We start from the raw sequence: 16,638 nt of genomic DNA on the forward strand, positions 1-16,638 counted from the left end.
ATGTCACATCCCGGCCCCGGCCGACGCCTTCCTGACAGCAGTCCACAGTGGACTGTTCCGAACCAGCGAGAACGGATGTCATGAGAAGTCCCGTACCACCGAACGCGGTGCCGCCGCCCCGGGTCGCACCGTCCGGCTCGCGGCCCCCGTCCACCGCGACCCGACACCTCTGCGCCGGCGCATACCTCGACGACGGCTTCCGGCGCGCATGTCTGAACCAGGTGTACCACCAGCGTCAGCGGTTGGTCGCTCCGTCCTACGGCTTCGACCTGCCCCTGGTGCTCTGGCACTGCCTCCAGGCCCGCCGGCTGGCCGTGACCCGGGACGCGATGGTCCTCGGCGGGCTGACGATCGCCGTCTGCATGGCCCCGCTCGGGCTGGGTTTCATCGTCGCCATCCTGATCGCGCTCTACCTGGCGTCGTCCACCTGGCGGATCTCCCGCGAGACCGCGCAGGAGCTGCGCCGCGGCCGGTCGGCCAGCGTCGGCCTCATCATCGGTCGGACGATGCTCGTGGCGCTCCGGCTCGCCGGGGTGCTCGTCCTCCTCTCCCTGGCCGGCTTCTACACGACCGTGGCGAGCGTCTTCGTCGGCGGCGGCGGCTCCTCGGGAAGCGCTGCCGGCGTGTTCACGAGCCTGTTCGGGGCGCTGCTGTTCGTCTTCGGCCCGCCGTTGTTGGCCAGCCTCATGCGGCAGAGCCAGATCGACCAGTTCGCCCCCGGCCGCCCGGCACGGCCGCCGGAGCCGGTGCCCGCGCGGCTCGCCGAGATCCGGCGTCTGGCCAGCGGGAACACCGTCGTCTTCGCCGGCTACCGGCCGTTCGTCGGGTCCGGCAGCGCGCTACGGAACTGGGGCTTCGCCCAGCGGCTCGTCCGCGCCAGCGGCCCGCTGAGCGGCCCGGTCCCGGAGGCGGAACGGGAGTTCCGCGACGCTCCGTTCACCGCTGCCGACCTGGTCGCCCATCTCCGGGCCGACCTCACCGCGCTGGCCACCGAGCAGGAACCGGAACGGCACCTGCCGGGGCTGACCGTCACCGACCGGATCTTCCTGGCCGGCACCGAGGTCGCACACCTCGAACCGCACACACCGCCCGAACGGATGGACGACATCGTCCGCAACCCCACCGCCCCGGCGCGGCACTACCTCGCCTGCCAGGTGGTCTCCTGGGGCGGCGAGCTGGTCACCACCGTCTACGTGCACGTCGCGGTCCAGGCCAGGTCGCTCTACGTCGAGTTCATCTCGACCGCGCTGCCACCCTGCGACGAACGCTTCCGGACGGTCGACCAGGTCGACGGGACCGGCCCCACGGCCTACCTGCGCGCAGCGGTCCAGGGGCTGCTCGACACGCCGGGGACCATCGTCCGGGCGCCGCTCGAACTCCTGCAGGTGGCGGTGGACGGTCTGGTCCACTCCTCCTGGTGGCGCCCGACCGGCTCACCCCGTCCCGGTTACGACTACGGAGCGAAGGTCAGCGTCCGGGAGCTCGGCACCGCCTCCGACAACCGCAACCACATCCAGGCGCAGGAGATCGACAAGTACCAGCGCATCATCGAACGCCGGCTGCTCGCCGCCATGCTCGACTTCCTGGAGAGCCGCGAGGTCGACACCAGCGAGTACCGGCAACGGGCGATGACCCTGCTCAACGCGGGCGCGGTCGTCTCCGGCGGGTCGCTGACCGTACAGGGCAACGTGACCAGCACCCAGACCAACATCGGACAGTTCGGCGAGGGAGGGCACCGATGAACGCGCACCCGTCGTACAACACGGGCATGACGGTGAGCGGGGGCACCGTCTCGGTCGGCGGCAACGTGACCGCCGTCCAGCACAACGAGCGCGACCCCGCACGGACCGGACCGTCCCGTCGGGAGACGTGGGAGCAGGCCGGCCGGTCGGCGGACGTCGGAATCCTCACCGTCCTGCGGGAGGAGATGGCCGCGGTCGTGGAGGTGCTCCGACGGGCCCCCGACCACCGGACCGAGCGGATGCGCGGGGGCGCGTCCGTGCACCGCGCCACCTTCGCCGCCGAGGGTGGACCGGTCCGCGTCGTGGCCACCCAGACCCTCGAACCCGGTACCCACTCCGCCGCGCTCGCCTACCAGCAGCTACGCCGCTACTTCCGGCCACCGCTCGTCCTGCTGGTCGGCATCGCCGGTGGCGTCCGCGCGGACCTGGCGGTCGGCGACGTGGTCCTCTCCGACGAGGTGATCTGGTACGACAGCCGGCGGGAGACCGCCGAGGGTCCCCGTCGCCGGGGCCGGATCCAGGCCCCGGCACCGGTGCTGCGGCACCGGGTCAGCGACTTCCTGGTCCGGCACGGCACCGTGGTCCGTCCGGAGGCGGGGCAGGAGTTCCGCATCCACCGGGGTCCGATCGGCTCCGGCAACGCGGTGGTGACCGACTCCGGCTCGGCCGTCCGGTCGTGGCTGGCGGAGACGCATGAGAAGACGCTGGCCGTGGAGACCGAGGCGGCCGGGTTGGCCCAGGCGTTCTACGAGGAGGTCGACGAGGACCACGGCCTGCGCGGCTGGATGACGGTCCGGGGCATCTCGGACCGGGCCGACCGGCACAAGGGACACGCCGACCACGAGTTGGCGGCTCGCCACGCCGCGCTGGTCGTGGAACGCCTCCTGCCCCACCTCTGCCTGATCGAAGACGAGCGGTGACCCACGCCGACGCCCGACGCCGCACCGGAACGACCGCGAGGCGTCCCCGCCAGACGCTGTTCCACACGCTGACCGGCCGGAACCTGGAGGCCTACCTCGTCTCCGGGGCGGCGTTGGTCGTCGGCGCGCTCAATCTGCTCAACGTGACCAGCCCGGAGGTGGTCGCCGCGGCCACCCTCGCCGTCCTCGGCGTCATCACGTTCGACCTGCTCACCGGCCGCCGGCGGATGCGACGCATCGAGTCCAGCCTCCGGACGGTCGTGGGCAACCTGCGCGCGGAGGCGCCCGACTCGGTGGACCGGCTGCTCGCCGTCGCCGTCCCGGGCGCGGCGGTCGGACTGACCGGTGCCCGGGACGTCCGGCTCGTCGGTGTGACCCTGAACCGAACGATCCGCAACCACCTGGACGAACTGCGGCAGCAGTTGGCGTCGGGCGCGACGGTGCGGGTCGCGCTCATCGACCCGGTGGGGCCCGCTGCCGACGAGGCGGCCCGCCGCAACGGTCTGGAGACCTCGGGCGGGGGCGAGATCTTCGAGCACCGCATCCGGCCCACCATCGACCTGCTGGACTACCTGGCCGCCCAGAACACCGGCACCGGGCGGCTGGAGGTGCGGCTGCTCCGGTTCGTGCCAGCGTTCGGCATGCTGATGGTCGACCCGGAGGATCCGACCGGCCAGACCGTCATCGACATCTATTCGCACCGCCCGGACGGACATGAAGCGACGATCACCCTACGTGCCGATCGGGATCCTCTCTGGCACCGGCACTTCGTGCGGGAGTTCGACCGGATCTGGGCCGGCGGCCAGACCCGCCATGAGCGGAAACTCACCTGATCGGGATGGTCCGAGTCGGAGACTGCGCGGCCGATACCCTTCCGGTGTGTCCGACCAGCCGACCGTCTTCCGTATCGCCGTCGATCTGGCGATCCTCACGATCCGTGACGGCCGGATGGCGGTCCTGCTGATCGAGCGGGGAAAAGCGCCGTTCGAGGGCCGCGCCGCGCTCCCCGGCGGCTTCGTCCGGGCCGGCGAGGACCTCGACGACACCGCGGTCCGGGAGTTGTCCGAGGAGACCGGGCTGGACGGTCGCAGCCTCCACCTGGAGCAGGTCCGCACCTACGCCACACCGGGGCGGGACCCGCGCTACCCGGTCGCCTCGGTCGCCTACCTCGCCATCGCCCCGGACCTACCGGTGCCGGTGGCGGGCACCGACGCGGCGCGGGCCCGGTGGGAGCCGGTCGACCTCGACCGGCTGGGTCACGGCTGGCTCGCCTTCGACCACGACACCATCCTGCGGGACGCCCTCGAACGGGCCCGCGCCAAACTGGAGTACTCCCCGCTCGCCACCGCCTTCTGCGGTGAGACGTTCACCATCGGCGAGTTGCGCGCCGTCTACGAGGCCGTCTGGCAGGTGCGCCTCGACCCGCGCAACTTCCACCGCAAGGTCACCGGGGTGAGCGGCTTCGTGGTGCCGACCGGGGAGCGCCGGAACCCGCCGACGGGACGCCCCGCGGCGCTGTACCGGCGGGGCGACGCAACCATGCTCCACCCGGCGATGCTGCGTCCGGGCACCGGGCGTCAGTAGACCGCACCCCGACCCGCCGGGGCCTTCCCTCGGCGACATTCATCGACTTTCATCAGTGCATGCCCGGCGGTCGTCGTCGGCTCTCCCTCAGGAGGCACGCATGCGCGGATCCCGTCCCCGGCCGATGCTCACCTCGGCCGCCCTGGCCGTGGCCCTGCTCGTCACCGGCTCCCCCGCCACCGCCGCCGGCCCGACCACCCGGATCTCGGCCAGCACCACGGTCGGCACGCACAACGCGTACGAGCGGGCCACGTACACCTACCTCGCCCAGGCGCTCGACGCCCGGCCCGGCATGATCGAGCTGGACGTCTGGCCGGACATCATCACGAAGCAGTGGCGGGTCAGCCACTCCAACCCGCTCGGCAACGACAACAACTGCGTCGCCGCGACCAGCGCCGACCAGCTCTACACGGGCACCCGCAACAAGAACCTCGAACACTGCCTGGACAACATCCGGCTCTGGCTGGCCGCCCACCCGGACGCCGGCCCGCTGCACCTCAAGCTGGAGCTGAAGACGGGGTTCAGCGCCCGTACCGGCCAGGGGCCGGCACAGCTCGACGCGGTGCTGGCCGCCCGGCTGGGCAACCGGGTCTACCGCCCGGCGGAGCTGCGCGGCGGACACGCCTCACTCGACGCCGCCGCCCGCGCCGACGCCTGGCCCACACGGCAGCAGCTCGCCGGCCGGGTGATCGTCCACCTGATCCCCGGGACCGTGGAGCAGGGCAACCCGACCGACAGCCTCTGGACCGACGTCGAGTACGCCCGCCACCTGAACGCGCTGGCCGCCGCCGGCACCCTGGCCAACGCCCAGGCGTTCCCCGCCGTGCACCGGGCCCAGGCCGGTGACCCCCGCACCCGGTACGCCGAAACCGCCCTGCGCCCCTGGTTCGTCGTCTTCGACGGGGACGCCACCGCCTACGTCACCGGCGGGATCGACACCTCCTGGTACGGCACCAACCACTACCTGCTGGTCATGACCGACGCGCAGAACGTCCCGCCCGCCGTGGGCGACACCGACCCGGTCGCCGCCCGCGCCCGGGTGGCCGAGCTGGCCGCCGAGCACGCCAGTGTCGCCTCCGCCGACTGGGCCGCCATCCCCGAGGTGGTCGACGACGTCCTCGACCGCGGCTGAGGTCGGTCAGTTCACGGTGGCGCCAGCCGACCGGTGATCAGGAGCGGGCCGAGCGCGTCCCGGATCCGGGCAGCGACCCGCGTAAGCCTTTCCTGCGTACGCAGTTCGTCCTGCACGAGTTCGAGCGCTGTCCCGATGTCGCGCTGCACCTCGAACTCGGGCAGGACGACCGGCAACCCTTCGAGAACGCGGGCCTGGATGGTGGGTACCGCGGTTCCGGTGTCGTTCCGTCTGATCCAGGCTCTGACCTGTGGCAGGCCCAGGTAGTGGGCAAGGAACTCCGGCACGACGGCTTCCCTGGCCAGACGGACCCGGAACAGCCCGCTGCCGAAAAGCCACCCGCTCTGGTCCAGGCCGACCAGGGCGTGTCCGCCAAGTTCACCAGTACGGACGCAAAGGATGTCGCCCGGCAGGAGTCCGTACCGGTTGACCACGTCACGAGACTGCGGCGGCAACCGCGAAGCGGGCTCGTCGGTAACCCAGCCATCCCGCAGATCACGGGCTAGGACGACCGGGACACCCGACACGGTGGCGGAATCACGCCGAAAGTTGAGGCCGCTCTGGATCTGCGCCAGTTGGCCAAGGGGCACCTCTCGCCAGTCACCTGGTATGTCGCCCAACAGTGTCGAGGTCCGGGACACGATCGCCGGCCCGACACGGCGAGCCCGCACGGCCTCACTCAGCGCTCCCACCTTGGCCTCTACCTCGGAAGTCGCAGCACGTAGAAGCTGGAACTCGGCGGCGAGAGCGCGAAGGTCCTCCGGCCGCACGTTCGCCGGCGGCTCGTCAGGCGCCCTGGTGAGGTAGGCAGCAGGAGTGAGGTGGTAGTCACGGGAACGGATCTCGGCCAGTTGAACGCTTCGGGCGGGAATCGCTTCGGATGAGTCGGCCGGTTCACCAGCCCACCACCGAGAGAATATTTCGACCACCTGCGACAGGTCGCTCTCGGTCAGCGCACGGCGCGTACGAGACATCATGGTGCCGGCCGATGTCGCGTCGACCATCAGTACCTCATCCGGATGCCGGCGTTGTCTGTCGAGTACCCAGAGCGTGACCGGTACCGAAGTGCCTGGGAAGAGTTGGGCTGGTAGCGCCACCAGACACGCGACCACGCCGTCCTCGATCATGCCGGCCCGAATCGTCCGCTCCCGGGGTCGCATCGAGAACAAGGCACCATTCGGTAGAAGCACCGCCGCTCGCCCTTGATCGTTGAGCGCGGCCAATGCGTGTTGCAGCCAGGCAAAGTTGCTGTTGTGTGGCGGCGGATCCCCGTACTGCCAGCGGCGATGCCACAACACCTGTCCGTCGAGGCGCAGGTTGAAGGGTGGGTTGCAGACGACCAGATCGTGACCGATCCGGCCCGGATTGATGTCGGCGAGCCCGAGCCCGTCCCTGATCGACCCACGCACGACGTGAAGGTCAAGCCGCGCGGCTGAAGTCCAGGAGGAAGAAGCCTGGTGGGCCCAACCCTCGACCGTCAACTCGGACGAGGGCCAGCCCGATGCGACGGACTGCTCGATCACTGCGGTAAGGAACTCACCGGAACGGCAGTACGGGTCGTAGATGGATCGCCCACCACCGGTTCGGGCGAGCAGGCGGGCGGCCAGTCGGGTGATCGAGGACGGGGTGGCGAGGTCCGAACTCCACTTTCCTTCACGTTCGGCGTATCGCTCGACAAGGCCAGCGAAGGCATGTCGCAGCATCTCCGGCTCGGCTTCGCCGGCCCGCACCGACTCGGCATCGATCAGCCGCATCAGCCCCGCGATGTCGACCTGCGGAACCTCACGCGTCAGAACAGCGTCGAGAGCGGCAAGCTGCGTCGTGTGGTCGATGGCACGGAGCACCGAACGGAGCTCTTCGACGAACGCGTGCACCCCCAGGTGACGGGCCTCGCTCAGCTGCAACCAGTCGCCGGGATGACAGGCCTTCAGCCAGATCAGTGCCAACAGAAGATCGCGATGGTAGTCGGCCCCGTCCCCCCGACGAGCGGTGCCGATGTGCCGATAGAGCGCGTCCACGAGTGTCTCGGCCAGGTTCGCCGGCTCCGGCACCGTTCGTGTCCCGAGGTTCCGATGGAAACGGTCGGCGTAGCTGGTCCCCGCTGCCTCGTCCGCCGTCCGGGCATTGCGTGGTACGAGCCGGTTCTGCAGCCAGGCAGCCACCTCCACGGCCCGGAACTGTTCGACCCCGTCCACCGACGTCACCGGTTCGGGGAAGTCGGCATGCCGCCGTTCCCAGTTCGCGACCGCAGGTCGGTGCACCTCTGCCAGTCGGGCGATGTCTGCCCGGCTGACAATCAGGTCATCCTCACCTGACATCAGTCAGCCGCCCCTTCAGCCAGCACCGGTCGTCACGACAGGACCGGACGTCGAGCGAGCACCATCGGCACCTCGTCCCGCACCCGCACGCCTGCGGACAGTTCGGGGTCCAGGTAGTCGAGCAGCCGGTAGATCCTGGCATGATCGGCAACAAGATCACGATAGTGGATCGGCTCGTGGTGTCCGATCCGGTTCCGCAGCAACCTCACGGTGTTCAGGCTCTGGTGCAGGTCACCCCGGCGGCCGCGGTAATGGGGGAACGCGCGGTGAAGGGTCGGCACCCACAGGTGGCGATCGTACGAGGTACTGATCAACGCCACCCAGAAGCCGAAGGACAGTTGCGCAACGATGTCGTCGGCGCCCGGCGCGCGACGCGCCCGGAGCCGATAGGACTGCCGAGCGTCCTCCACCAGCCGGACGCTGTTCTCCCTGAGGGGCGCGGCGGCCCACCAGTCCGCCCGTCCGTATCGCAGACGCAGCCGCTCGTGCAGGGCGTTACGTACAGCCAGTTCCACGCTCTTGAGGGGGTGATGGAATGCCTGCGAGATCTGGTCGTCCCACCAGTAGAGCCGCTCGGCCAGGACGGCGTCGCCCTTGGCGGCACGCAGATAGGGTTCAAGCCGCGCATCGGAGAAGAACTTGCGGATCCAACCAGGCAGACCCGGGCCGGACACGTCACCACGAAGTTCTTCGGACATGCGTCACTCACTCCAGAACGCAGGGGATGGCAGGGCTGGGCATCCGTGATACGGTGGCTCGGTAAGCCCCGGGTCCGCCTCTGCTCAGCATGCCGCCCGGGGCATTGCTTTCTCCGCAGACACACAGACCCGACCTCCACGGGCTATTCGCGTGCCCGCGGGCGATCTCGGCACACGTCACTGTAGACACTTCACCACTCGCACGCAAGTGCACTGACTTGCAAACGAATCTGTTAAGGCTCGGGCCTCAGGAGGCTCCGTCGGCGCGGAGCGGGAAGACGTTCGCGGTGGCCTGGTCCAGCAGCGAACCGAGCACCGTGGAGATCTTGTCGGCGGACATCGGCTTGAAGAAGTGGTAGCCCTGGGCGGCGGTGCAGCCCAGCTCGGCCAGGGCGATCCGCTGCTCGGCGGTCTCCACCCCCTCGGCGACGACCCGCAGCCCCAGCTCGTGGGCGAGCCCGACGGTGCTCCGGACGATCGCCGCCGCCTCCGGCGAGTCGGCCATCCGGATCACGAAGGAACGGTCGACCTTCACCTCGTCCACCGGCACCCGGGTCAGGAAGGTCAGCGAGGAGAAGCCGGTGCCGAAGTCGTCCACGGCGATCTGCACGCCCATCGCGCGGAGCGCGCCGAGGACCTCGTCGACGACCTCCAGCTCGCTCATCACCACCGTCTCGGTGATCTCCAGCACGAGCCGGCGCGGCGGGACGTCGTGCCGGCGCAGCGCCTCGGCGATCTCGGCCGGCAGGCGGGGGTCGAGCAGGCTGCGCGCCGAGATGTTCACCGAGATCGGCACGTCCAGCCCGTCCCGGGCCCAACCGGCGGCGATGGCCAGGGCCTTGTCCAGCACGTACCGGGTGAAGGCGCCGAGCTGTTCGCTGTGTTCGACCGGGCCGATGAAGTCGGCGGGAGTGAGCAGACCCCGGCGCGGGTGCAGCCAGCGGACCAGCGCCTCCACCCCGGTCGGCGCGCCGGTGGCCAGGTCGACCGCCGGTTGCAGGGCGAGTTGGAGCTGGTCGTCGACGGCCAGGGCCTCCCGCAGTTCGGCCAGCAGGGTCAGCTGGTCGGTGCTGGCCTCGTCCCGGGAGCTGTCGTACGGGGCGACGCTCCCGCCGCCCTTCTTCGCCTGGTACATCGCGATGTCGGCCCGGCGCAGCAGCTCGGCCAGATCGGCGGTGCCGGCGCCGGCCACCACCACCCCGACCGACACCTCGGTCGACATCCGCACCCCGGCCACCTCGGCCGGCGCGGCGAGACGCTCCACGATGTCCCGGGCCCGGCGCAGCGCGGACGCCATCGGGGCGCTGCCGTGGTCGACCACCGGCAGGGCGGTCGTCAGCAGCGCGAACTCGTCGCCGCCGAGCCGACCGAGCAGGTCACCGGGGCGGACCAGGGCACCCAGCCGGTTCGCGGTCAGTTGCAGCAGGTCGTCGCCGGCACCGTGCCCGAGCGTGTCGTTGACGTCCTTGAAGTGGTTGACGTCCAGCAGCAGCAACGCCACCGGGTGGCCGTGTGCGAGCTGCCGCAACGTCTCGTCCCCCCGCGCGAGCAGGGCCGCCCGGTTGACCAGGCCGGTGAGCGGGTCGTGCACCGCGTCGTACGACGACCGCGCGGTGACCCGGCGCAACTCCCGGTGGGTCGCCGCGTCGTGCAGCGCGGCGGCCAACGCATCGGCGAAGGCGGTGAAGGCGTCCTGTTCGGAGTCGCTCGGGCCGGTCGAGCCGGCGAAGCGGATCCGCAACTCGCCGACACGCGTAGTACCGACGGCGAGGGTGCGGGCCAGCGCGTGTCCGGTGGCCGGGGCGGGCTCCGGCGGATCGCACTCGCGCTCGGTCACCTGGCCGCCGACGTCTCCCCGGTACCGCCGCCACCGGCCGTCGCCGCGGGTGACGTGGACGTCGACCAGCTCGGCCCGGAAGAGGGCGAGCGCACCGGTGACCGCAGCGGTGGCCACGCCCCGCTCGTCGAGCTGGTTGAGCGTCCCGGTGGTCTCGGCGAACGTCCGCCAGGTGCGGCGTTCCTCTTCGGCGCGCAGCCGGTGCCGGTAGGTCTGCTGGAGCAGCCAGCACGGCGGCGGCAGAAGCAGCAACCAGCGCGGGTCGAGGCGGATCAGCGCGATGACCAGCAGTCCGACCGCGACGTTGCCGACGAACATCAGCAGCTTGCCCCGGAGCGCCGCGAGCAGCGGCGGCGCGACCGTGGCGCCATGCCGGAGCGTGATGGCGAGCATGCTGAGCACGACGCCGGTCAGCAGGTAGGTGGCCGCACCGGCGAGCAGGGCGAGGGCGAGGGCCGGGGTGGGCGGGGCGAGGAACGGCTCCCCGAGGGCCGTGGTGACCAGCACGGCGGCGGCGGTCGCGGTGGTGGCCGTGGCCACTATCCGCACCAGGTCCACGATGGACCGACGGTCGGCCAGCAGCGACAGCAGCCCCCAGGTGAGCGCCGTGCCGACCAGCGCGGCCGCCGGGAGCCAGCCGGCCGGGGCAAGGTACAGGGAGACGATCAGAGCTGCTTCGCCCCAGGTGATGCTGACCATCCCGGCGACGGCGCGGAACCGGAGCCGGGCCAGCTGGGCGGTGCCGAACACCGCGACGGCGATGCCGAACCGGGCCCACGGGGGCAGCAGGTCGTCCGGGGCGAGCCGGACGGGGACGGCGAACCCGACCACGGCGGCGCTCAGCGCGGCCAGTAGGAGCCCACCGACGAGCAGGCGGGCCCGGATCGGGACGTCGCGGAGGCCGAGCCGGTCCGGCACCCGGTGGCCCGGATCGGAGGTCACGACGTCCCTCCGGGCGGCTGCTGTCCGGCCCGTCGGCGGGCAGCCCGTGCTGTACTGGTCACTGGCGCCCCCTTCCGCGCACGGTTCGGGGGCTGATGGTCCCCCGGCGGAAGGCTAAGCCAAACCGGGGGACCGCAACAGGGGGTGACGCCCTGGTTCGACCCGGATCATGCCCGGAAGAACGACTTACGGCGCTGCTGACACCCGGACCGAGCGTTCGTCGGGTTTTTACTGTGACGTCGACCGATCTGTCGGATCAACGACTACGCGCTCGCTCTTCATCGCGTCCGCCGACGGGCCCTGGCTCGGGAAGCGGTCCGGCAGGCGGCGCAGCCGGGCGTTCATGTTGCGGATCAGCAGCACGGTGGCGGTGCCGAGGACCAGGATGAGGAACAGGCCCATCGGGCCGGCGAGGCCACCGGTACGGGTGTCCCCGAAGTTGTTCTGGGCGAGCACCTGCGCGGCGGTCAGCATGGGTTTCCTCCGGTCTGCGGACTACGACCAGGGTAGCCCCACGGGTGGTCAGCAGGCATGGGCCCTCTCCCGCACCCCGGCGAAGAGGTCCGACTCGGGCAGTGGGCTGTCGACCAGCGAGCGGGCCAGCTCGAAGTCCTCGGTCGGCCAGGCACGCCGTTGCAGCTCCATCGGCACGTGGAACCAGAAGCCGTCCGGGTCGACCTGGGTGGCGTGGGCGCGCAGCGCGTCGTCGCGGACCGGGAAGTACTCCCCGCACTCCACCCGGGTGGTGACCCGGGGACCCTTGTCCTCCCGGTCCTCCCAACGCTCCAGCCACTGCGCGTACGGGGACTCCAGGCCAGCGGAGACCATCGCCTCGTGCAGGGCGGTGACCTTGCTCTTGGAGAAGCCCATGTCGTAGTAGAGCTTCAACGGCTGCCACGGGTCGCCGAGGTCCGGGTAGCGCTCCGGGTCACCGGCCGCCTCGAAGGCCGCGACGCTGATCTTGTGGCACATGATGTGGTCGGGGTGCGGATACCCGCCGTCCTCGTCGTACGTGGTCACCACGTGCGGCTTGAACTCGCGCATCAGCCGGACCAGCGCGCCGGCCGCCACCTCGACGTCCTGGAGGGCGAAGCACCCCTCCGGCAACGGCGGCAGCGGATCGCCCTCGGGCAGCCCCGAGTCGACGAAACCGAGCCAGGCCTGCTCGACACCGAGGATGGCCCGGGCGGCGTCCATCTCGGCCCGCCGGATCTCGCCGATGTTGTTCCAGACCTCCGGCCGGTCCAGCTTGGGGTTCAACACGCTGCCGCGTTCCCCGCCGGTACACGTCACGATCAGTACGTCCACCCCCTCGGCGACGTACTTGGCCGTGGTCGCGGCGCCCTTGCTCGACTCGTCGTCGGGATGGGCGTGGACGGCCATGAGACGCAGTTGCTCTGCCAAAGCCGCACTCCTCGTCTGTGCCCGGCCGGCCCCCACGGGTCGGGCGGGTGAGCTGCCGTTATCTTCACCAGCCCCGGCGAGCCGGCTGCCGACCTGTCAGTATGGGCGCTGACCTGCCGACATCGCAGCGTGGACGGGCTGAGAGAATGGACCAGGCCCATTCTTCCCGAAGCCTGTGACGACGACGCCAGGAGATGCCCGCCGGTGACCGAGACGCACGCCACAACTACACCGGGTGCACCGGTATTCCCACCCGGCCGGTACGGCCGGCGCCGGGATCCCGGCCGGCGTCGCCCGTGGCTGACCGGAGCGCTGCTGGCCGTCGTGCTCGCCTTCTCCGGACTGGTCACGTTCCGCCTCTACCAGCAGTACGGCGACCCGACCTACGACGCCCAGGTGATCACCTACACCGACATCACCGACACGCAGGTGGTGGTGGAGTTCCAGGTCACCGTACCGCCCGGCGGGTCGGCGGTGTGCCTGCTACGGGCCCGCGACGTCGCCGGCGCGGAGGTGTCCCGCGAGGAGGTGACGGTGACCGCCCCGGGCGACGAGCGGAGCATCACCACCCGGCACCGGCTGGCCACCTCCACCGAGCCGTTCATCGGCGAGGTCGTGCGCTGCCGACCGCCGGCCTGAGCTGCGAAAACGCCTCCACGCAGAGGCATTGGACGGTCACCGGCGGTATTCGTCGTCCCGGAGCCGGGTGTGGCACTGGTAACTTGGTAGTTCACCCGTCAGCCAGCCACGCACAATCGAGGAGAACGCCTGTGTCCACCACTGGCAACGAGGCGCCCGCCACCTGGCTGTCCCAGGACGCGTACGACCGCCTGAAGGCCGAACTCGACGAGCTGATCGCCAACCGCCCGGCGATGGCTGCCGAGATCAACGCCCGGCGCGAGGAGGGCGACCTGCGGGAGAACGGTGGCTACCATGCCGCCCGCGAGGAGCAGGGCAAGCAGGAGGGGCGCATCCGCTACCTCCAGGAGTTCCTGCGCACCGCCCAGGTCGGTGAGGCGCCCAGCGCCGACGTGGTGACCCCCGGCATGGTCGTCACGATCTACTTCGACGACGACGCCGACGACAGCGAGACCTTCCTGCTCGGCTCCCGGGAGATCGCGTCCACCACCGACCTGACCGTCTACAGCCCGGAGTCCGCCCTCGGGCAGGCCATCCTGGGCGCGCGCGCCGGACAGGCCGTCACCTACACCGCGCCCAGCGGCGCCGACATCAAGGTGACCGTCGTCTCCTTCGCGCCCTTCACCGGCTGAGCCGGTCCGGCTCCTTCCCACCTCGTTCGCCGGGGGCGGACGGCCCGTGCGGCCAGTCGCCCCCGGCGGTCTCCGTCTCCGGACGGGCGTCACGCCTCCGGGGCGGCGAAGACCTGGTAGCCGCTGGCGCGAAGCGCGCTGATCAGCATGTCGGAGTGCTCGGATCCCCGGGTCTCCACCGAGAGCGCCACCTCCACCTCACCGAGGCGCAGGTGCGGGTGGACCCGCTGGTGCACCACGTCCACCACGTTGGCCCGGTGCTCGGCGATCTCGGTCAGCAGGGACGCGAGCTGCCCGGGGCGGTCCACGCACCGGACGGTGATCCGGAGGAAGCGGCCGGCGGCGGCGAGGCCGTGCTCGATCACCCGCAGCATCAGCAGCGGGTCGATGTTCCCCCCGGAGAGCACCGCCACCGTCGGTGACCCCACCTCGACGGCACCGGCGAGCAGCGCCGCCACCCCGACCGCGCCGGCCGGCTCCACCACCTGCTTGTTCCGTTCCAGCAGCATCAGCAGTGCCCGGGAGATGTCCTCCTCGGCCACCGTGACCACCTCGTCGACGAGCTTGTGCACGTGGGTGAAGGTGAGGTCACCGGGACGGCCGACCGCGATGCCGTCGGCGATGGTGCTGTACGCCGGCAGGCGTACCGGCTCACCGGCCGCGAGCGAGGGTGGGAAGGCCGCCGCCTCGGCGGCCTGCACCCCGACCACCCGCACGTCCGGGCGGAGCGCCCGGACCACCACGGCGATCCCGGAGACCAGGCCGCCCCCACCGACGCCGGTGACGATGGTCCGCACCTCCGGGCACTGCTCCAGGATCTCCAGCGCCACCGTGCCCTGCCCGGCGATCACGTCCGGGTGGTCGAAGGGGTGGATGAAGACCGCCCCGGTCCGTTCGGCGAAGGTCTGCGCCGCCACCAGGGACTCGTCCACGGTCGCGCCGACGAGCTGCACCTGCGCGCCGTACCCCTTGGTGGCCGCGACCTTGGGCAGTGGCGCGTTCACCGGCATGAAGACGGTGGCGGTGGTGCCGAGCAGGCCGGCGGCGAGGGCCACGCCCTGCGCGTGGTTGCCGGCGCTGGCCGCGACCACGCCCCGGGCCCGCTCCGCCGCGCTGAGCCGGGCGATCCGCACGTACGCGCCGCGCACCTTGTACGACCCGGCGCGTTGCAGGTGCTCGCACTTGAGCCAGATCGGCCCGCCCAGCGCGGCGGTGAGCGGGCGGGAGGGCTCCAGCGGGGTGGCCCGGGTGATCCCGGCCAACAGGTCCCGCGCTGCCTGGACGTCGGCGAGGCCGACCAGCTCCGTCATGCCCTGATGGTGCCACCCGCCCCGGGCGGGGTCATCTCGGACGTACCCGCCCGACCGGTCAGGCGTTCGCCGGTGACCCCGTTCCGACGCGCGGGTACCCGGGGGCGTGCCGCGCCCAGGGGGCCTGCATCTCGAACTGGCCCGCCACGCCGAGCAGCAGCAGCTCCGACCCGGGCGGGCCGACCAGTTGCACCGCCACCGGCAGCCCGTCGGGACGCCGGCCCACCGGCACCACCAGCGCCGGCAGTCCGGCGATGTTCCACGGCGCGGCGAACGGGGCGTACCGGATGCTGGTGCTCATGTTCGACCGCCAGGACCGGCCCGACCAGCTCTGTGCGGCCGGTGGCGCGCTGGCCAGCGCCGGGGTGAGCAGCAGGTCGACCGAGTGGTCGGCGAAGAAGCCGATCGACCGCTCGCGCCAGGCGTCCCGGTCGGCCTGGCGGACGTAGCCCCGGCGCTGCGCCCACTCCCCCAGGGCGACGTGCCGCCGGCTGCGCCGCTGGAGGTGCCGACGCTCCACCCCGCCGGCCCGGACGTCGGCGGAGGCGGCGGCGAACCAGGTCGCGATGCCCTTGAGACCGAGCGCGGTCGGGTACACCGGGTCGGCCGGCACGGTGTCGTGCCCGGCTGCGGCGAGCAGCCGACCGGCGGCGGCCACCGCGTCCCGGTTGGGCGCGTCGGCGGCGATGCCGCGCACCGGCGAGCGGAGCGACACCCCCACCCGCAGCCGCTGCGGCGGCACCAGCTTCTCCTGGGGGCGTCCGGCGAGCACCTGGAAACCCACCGCCGCGTCCGCGACCGTGGTGGTCAGCATGCCGTGCTCGGCCAGGCCGAACCAGCCCTCCTCGCCGAGCTGCCAGGGCACCACGCCCCGACCGGGCTTGAGCCCGACCAGGCCGCAGCAGGCCGCCGGAATGCGGATCGAGCCGAGGCCGTCGTTGGCGTGCGCGATCGGCACCAGTCCGGCGGCCACCGCCGCAGCGGCGCCCCCGGACGATCCGCCCGGGGTGCGGCCCGGGTCCCACGGGTTGCGGGTGACCGCCGTCTCGTCGTCGGTCACCGCCCACAACCCGAGTTCCGGCATCCGGGTGACACCGAGGATGACCGCGCCCGCGCCGCGCAGCCGACGGACCACCTCGTGGTCGCCCTCGGCCACCGGGGTACGCACGGCGGCCGAGCCGCGCCAGGTGGGCAGGCCGGCCACCGGTGTGTTCTCCTTCACCGCGACCGGCACCCCGGCCAGCGGGAGGTTGGCCAGGTCCTCCTGCTCGTCGACCTTCTCCGCCTCGGTGATCGCCTCCCCGCCGCGTACCGTGCGGAACGCGGCGAGGTCGGCGTCGGCGCGGGCGACGTGGTCGAGGTGGTCGGCCACCACCTGGGTCGCCGAGACGTCCCCCCGGCGTACGCCCCGGGCGATCTGCTTCGCGGTCGCCCCGACCCAGGTCGGCATGATGTCCTGCACGGCCACCCTCCCCAGCCA

14 protein-coding genes are annotated in these 16,638 nt (G+C 71.7%); 7 read left to right on the top strand and 7 right to left on the bottom strand.

Translation table 11 applies throughout. The features are described 5' to 3' along the window. The first annotated feature begins 80 nt into the window (after positions 1-80). From QSK20_RS08465 to QSK20_RS08485, 5 genes are all read left to right on the top strand, one after another. On the top strand, positions 81-1,742 hold the full coding sequence (locus QSK20_RS08465) for an AbeC-like domain-containing protein (protein ID WP_285788012.1): 1,662 nt from the start codon (positions 81-83) through the stop codon (positions 1,740-1,742). Further along, positions 1,739-2,662, top strand: coding sequence for a 5'-methylthioadenosine/S-adenosylhomocysteine nucleosidase family protein (locus QSK20_RS08470; RefSeq protein WP_285788013.1), 924 nt, complete (start codon positions 1,739-1,741; stop codon positions 2,660-2,662). Before QSK20_RS08465 ends, QSK20_RS08470 begins: the two co-directional genes overlap by 4 nt. After that, positions 2,659-3,495 carry a DUF5919 domain-containing protein gene (locus tag QSK20_RS08475; protein WP_285788014.1) on the top strand — a complete coding sequence of 279 codons (837 nt, stop codon included), beginning with the start codon at positions 2,659-2,661 and terminating at the stop codon, positions 3,493-3,495. The genes QSK20_RS08470 and QSK20_RS08475 overlap by 4 nt, the downstream gene beginning before the upstream one ends. A gap of 46 nt (positions 3,496-3,541) precedes the next feature. After that, positions 3,542-4,246, top strand: coding sequence for an NUDIX hydrolase (locus QSK20_RS08480; protein WP_269148474.1), 705 nt, complete (start codon positions 3,542-3,544; stop codon positions 4,244-4,246). A gap of 100 nt (positions 4,247-4,346) precedes the next feature. After that, positions 4,347-5,378, top strand: coding sequence for a phosphatidylinositol-specific phospholipase C domain-containing protein (locus tag QSK20_RS08485; protein WP_285788015.1), 1,032 nt, complete (start codon positions 4,347-4,349; stop codon positions 5,376-5,378). Positions 5,379-5,389: 11 nt separating this feature from the next. Here the strand turns inward: QSK20_RS08485 and QSK20_RS08490 are convergent, their stop codons facing one another. The 5 genes from QSK20_RS08490 to mca all read right to left on the bottom strand — a co-directional run bounded on the left by QSK20_RS08490 (position 5,390) and on the right by mca (position 12,577). Continuing rightward, entirely contained in the window at positions 5,390-7,696 is a 2,307-nt protein-coding gene (locus QSK20_RS08490; RefSeq protein WP_285788016.1) for an N-6 DNA methylase, read from the bottom strand. Between the two features lie 32 nt (positions 7,697-7,728). After that, a complete protein-coding gene (locus tag QSK20_RS08495) occupies positions 7,729-8,394 on the bottom strand; it encodes a hypothetical protein (protein ID WP_285788017.1) in 666 nt (221 codons plus the stop codon). Positions 8,395-8,641: 247 nt separating this feature from the next. After that, entirely contained in the window at positions 8,642-11,173 is a 2,532-nt protein-coding gene (locus QSK20_RS08500) for a putative bifunctional diguanylate cyclase/phosphodiesterase (RefSeq protein WP_285788018.1), read from the bottom strand. 228 nt (positions 11,174-11,401) lie between these two features. Next, on the bottom strand, positions 11,402-11,647 hold the full coding sequence (locus tag QSK20_RS08505) for a hypothetical protein (protein ID WP_285788019.1): 246 nt from the start codon (positions 11,645-11,647) through the stop codon (positions 11,402-11,404). 48 nt (positions 11,648-11,695) lie between these two features. Further along, positions 11,696-12,577, bottom strand: coding sequence for a mycothiol conjugate amidase Mca (mca, locus tag QSK20_RS08510; protein WP_285788020.1), 882 nt, complete (start codon positions 12,575-12,577; stop codon positions 11,696-11,698). A 204-nt stretch (positions 12,578-12,781) separates the two neighbouring features. On the opposite strand from mca, the gene QSK20_RS08515 reads away from it, so the two are divergent. Beyond that, positions 12,782-13,216, top strand: a complete 435-nt coding sequence (locus QSK20_RS08515) for a DUF4307 domain-containing protein (RefSeq protein WP_285788021.1) — start codon at positions 12,782-12,784, stop codon at positions 13,214-13,216. Between the two features lie 131 nt (positions 13,217-13,347). Continuing rightward, positions 13,348-13,848 carry a transcription elongation factor GreA gene (gene greA / locus QSK20_RS08520; protein WP_285788022.1) on the top strand — a complete coding sequence of 167 codons (501 nt, stop codon included), beginning with the start codon at positions 13,348-13,350 and terminating at the stop codon, positions 13,846-13,848. Between the two features lie 89 nt (positions 13,849-13,937). Here greA and ilvA read toward each other — a convergent pair whose 3' ends face one another. Beyond that, positions 13,938-15,158, bottom strand: coding sequence for a threonine ammonia-lyase (ilvA, locus tag QSK20_RS08525; RefSeq protein WP_285788023.1), 1,221 nt, complete (start codon positions 15,156-15,158; stop codon positions 13,938-13,940). 58 nt (positions 15,159-15,216) lie between these two features. Further along, positions 15,217-16,626, bottom strand: coding sequence for an amidase (locus tag QSK20_RS08530; protein ID WP_285788024.1), 1,410 nt, complete (start codon positions 16,624-16,626; stop codon positions 15,217-15,219). Positions 16,627-16,638: the final 12 nt, after the last annotated feature.

The organism is Micromonospora sp. NBRC 101691 (genome assembly GCF_030269285.1).
GTDB lineage: Bacteria > Actinomycetota > Actinomycetes > Mycobacteriales > Micromonosporaceae > Micromonospora > Micromonospora echinospora.

Excerpts from the sequence above, each read along its gene's own strand:
- QSK20_RS08465 (WP_285788012.1), top strand. The coding sequence starts at position 81 with ATGAGAAGTCCCGTACCACCGAACGCGGTGCCGCCGCCCCGGGTCGCA.
- QSK20_RS08470 (WP_285788013.1), top strand. The coding sequence starts at position 1,739 with ATGAACGCGCACCCGTCGTACAACACGGGCATGACGGTGAGCGGGGGC.
- QSK20_RS08485 (WP_285788015.1), top strand. The coding sequence starts at position 4,347 with ATGCGCGGATCCCGTCCCCGGCCGATGCTCACCTCGGCCGCCCTGGCC.
- QSK20_RS08490 (WP_285788016.1), bottom strand. The coding sequence starts at position 7,696 with ATGTCAGGTGAGGATGACCTGATTGTCAGCCGGGCAGACATCGCCCGA.
- QSK20_RS08495 (WP_285788017.1), bottom strand. The coding sequence starts at position 8,394 with ATGTCCGAAGAACTTCGTGGTGACGTGTCCGGCCCGGGTCTGCCTGGT.
- QSK20_RS08505 (WP_285788019.1), bottom strand. The coding sequence starts at position 11,647 with ATGCTGACCGCCGCGCAGGTGCTCGCCCAGAACAACTTCGGGGACACC.
- ilvA (WP_285788023.1), bottom strand. The coding sequence starts at position 15,158 with ATGACGGAGCTGGTCGGCCTCGCCGACGTCCAGGCAGCGCGGGACCTG.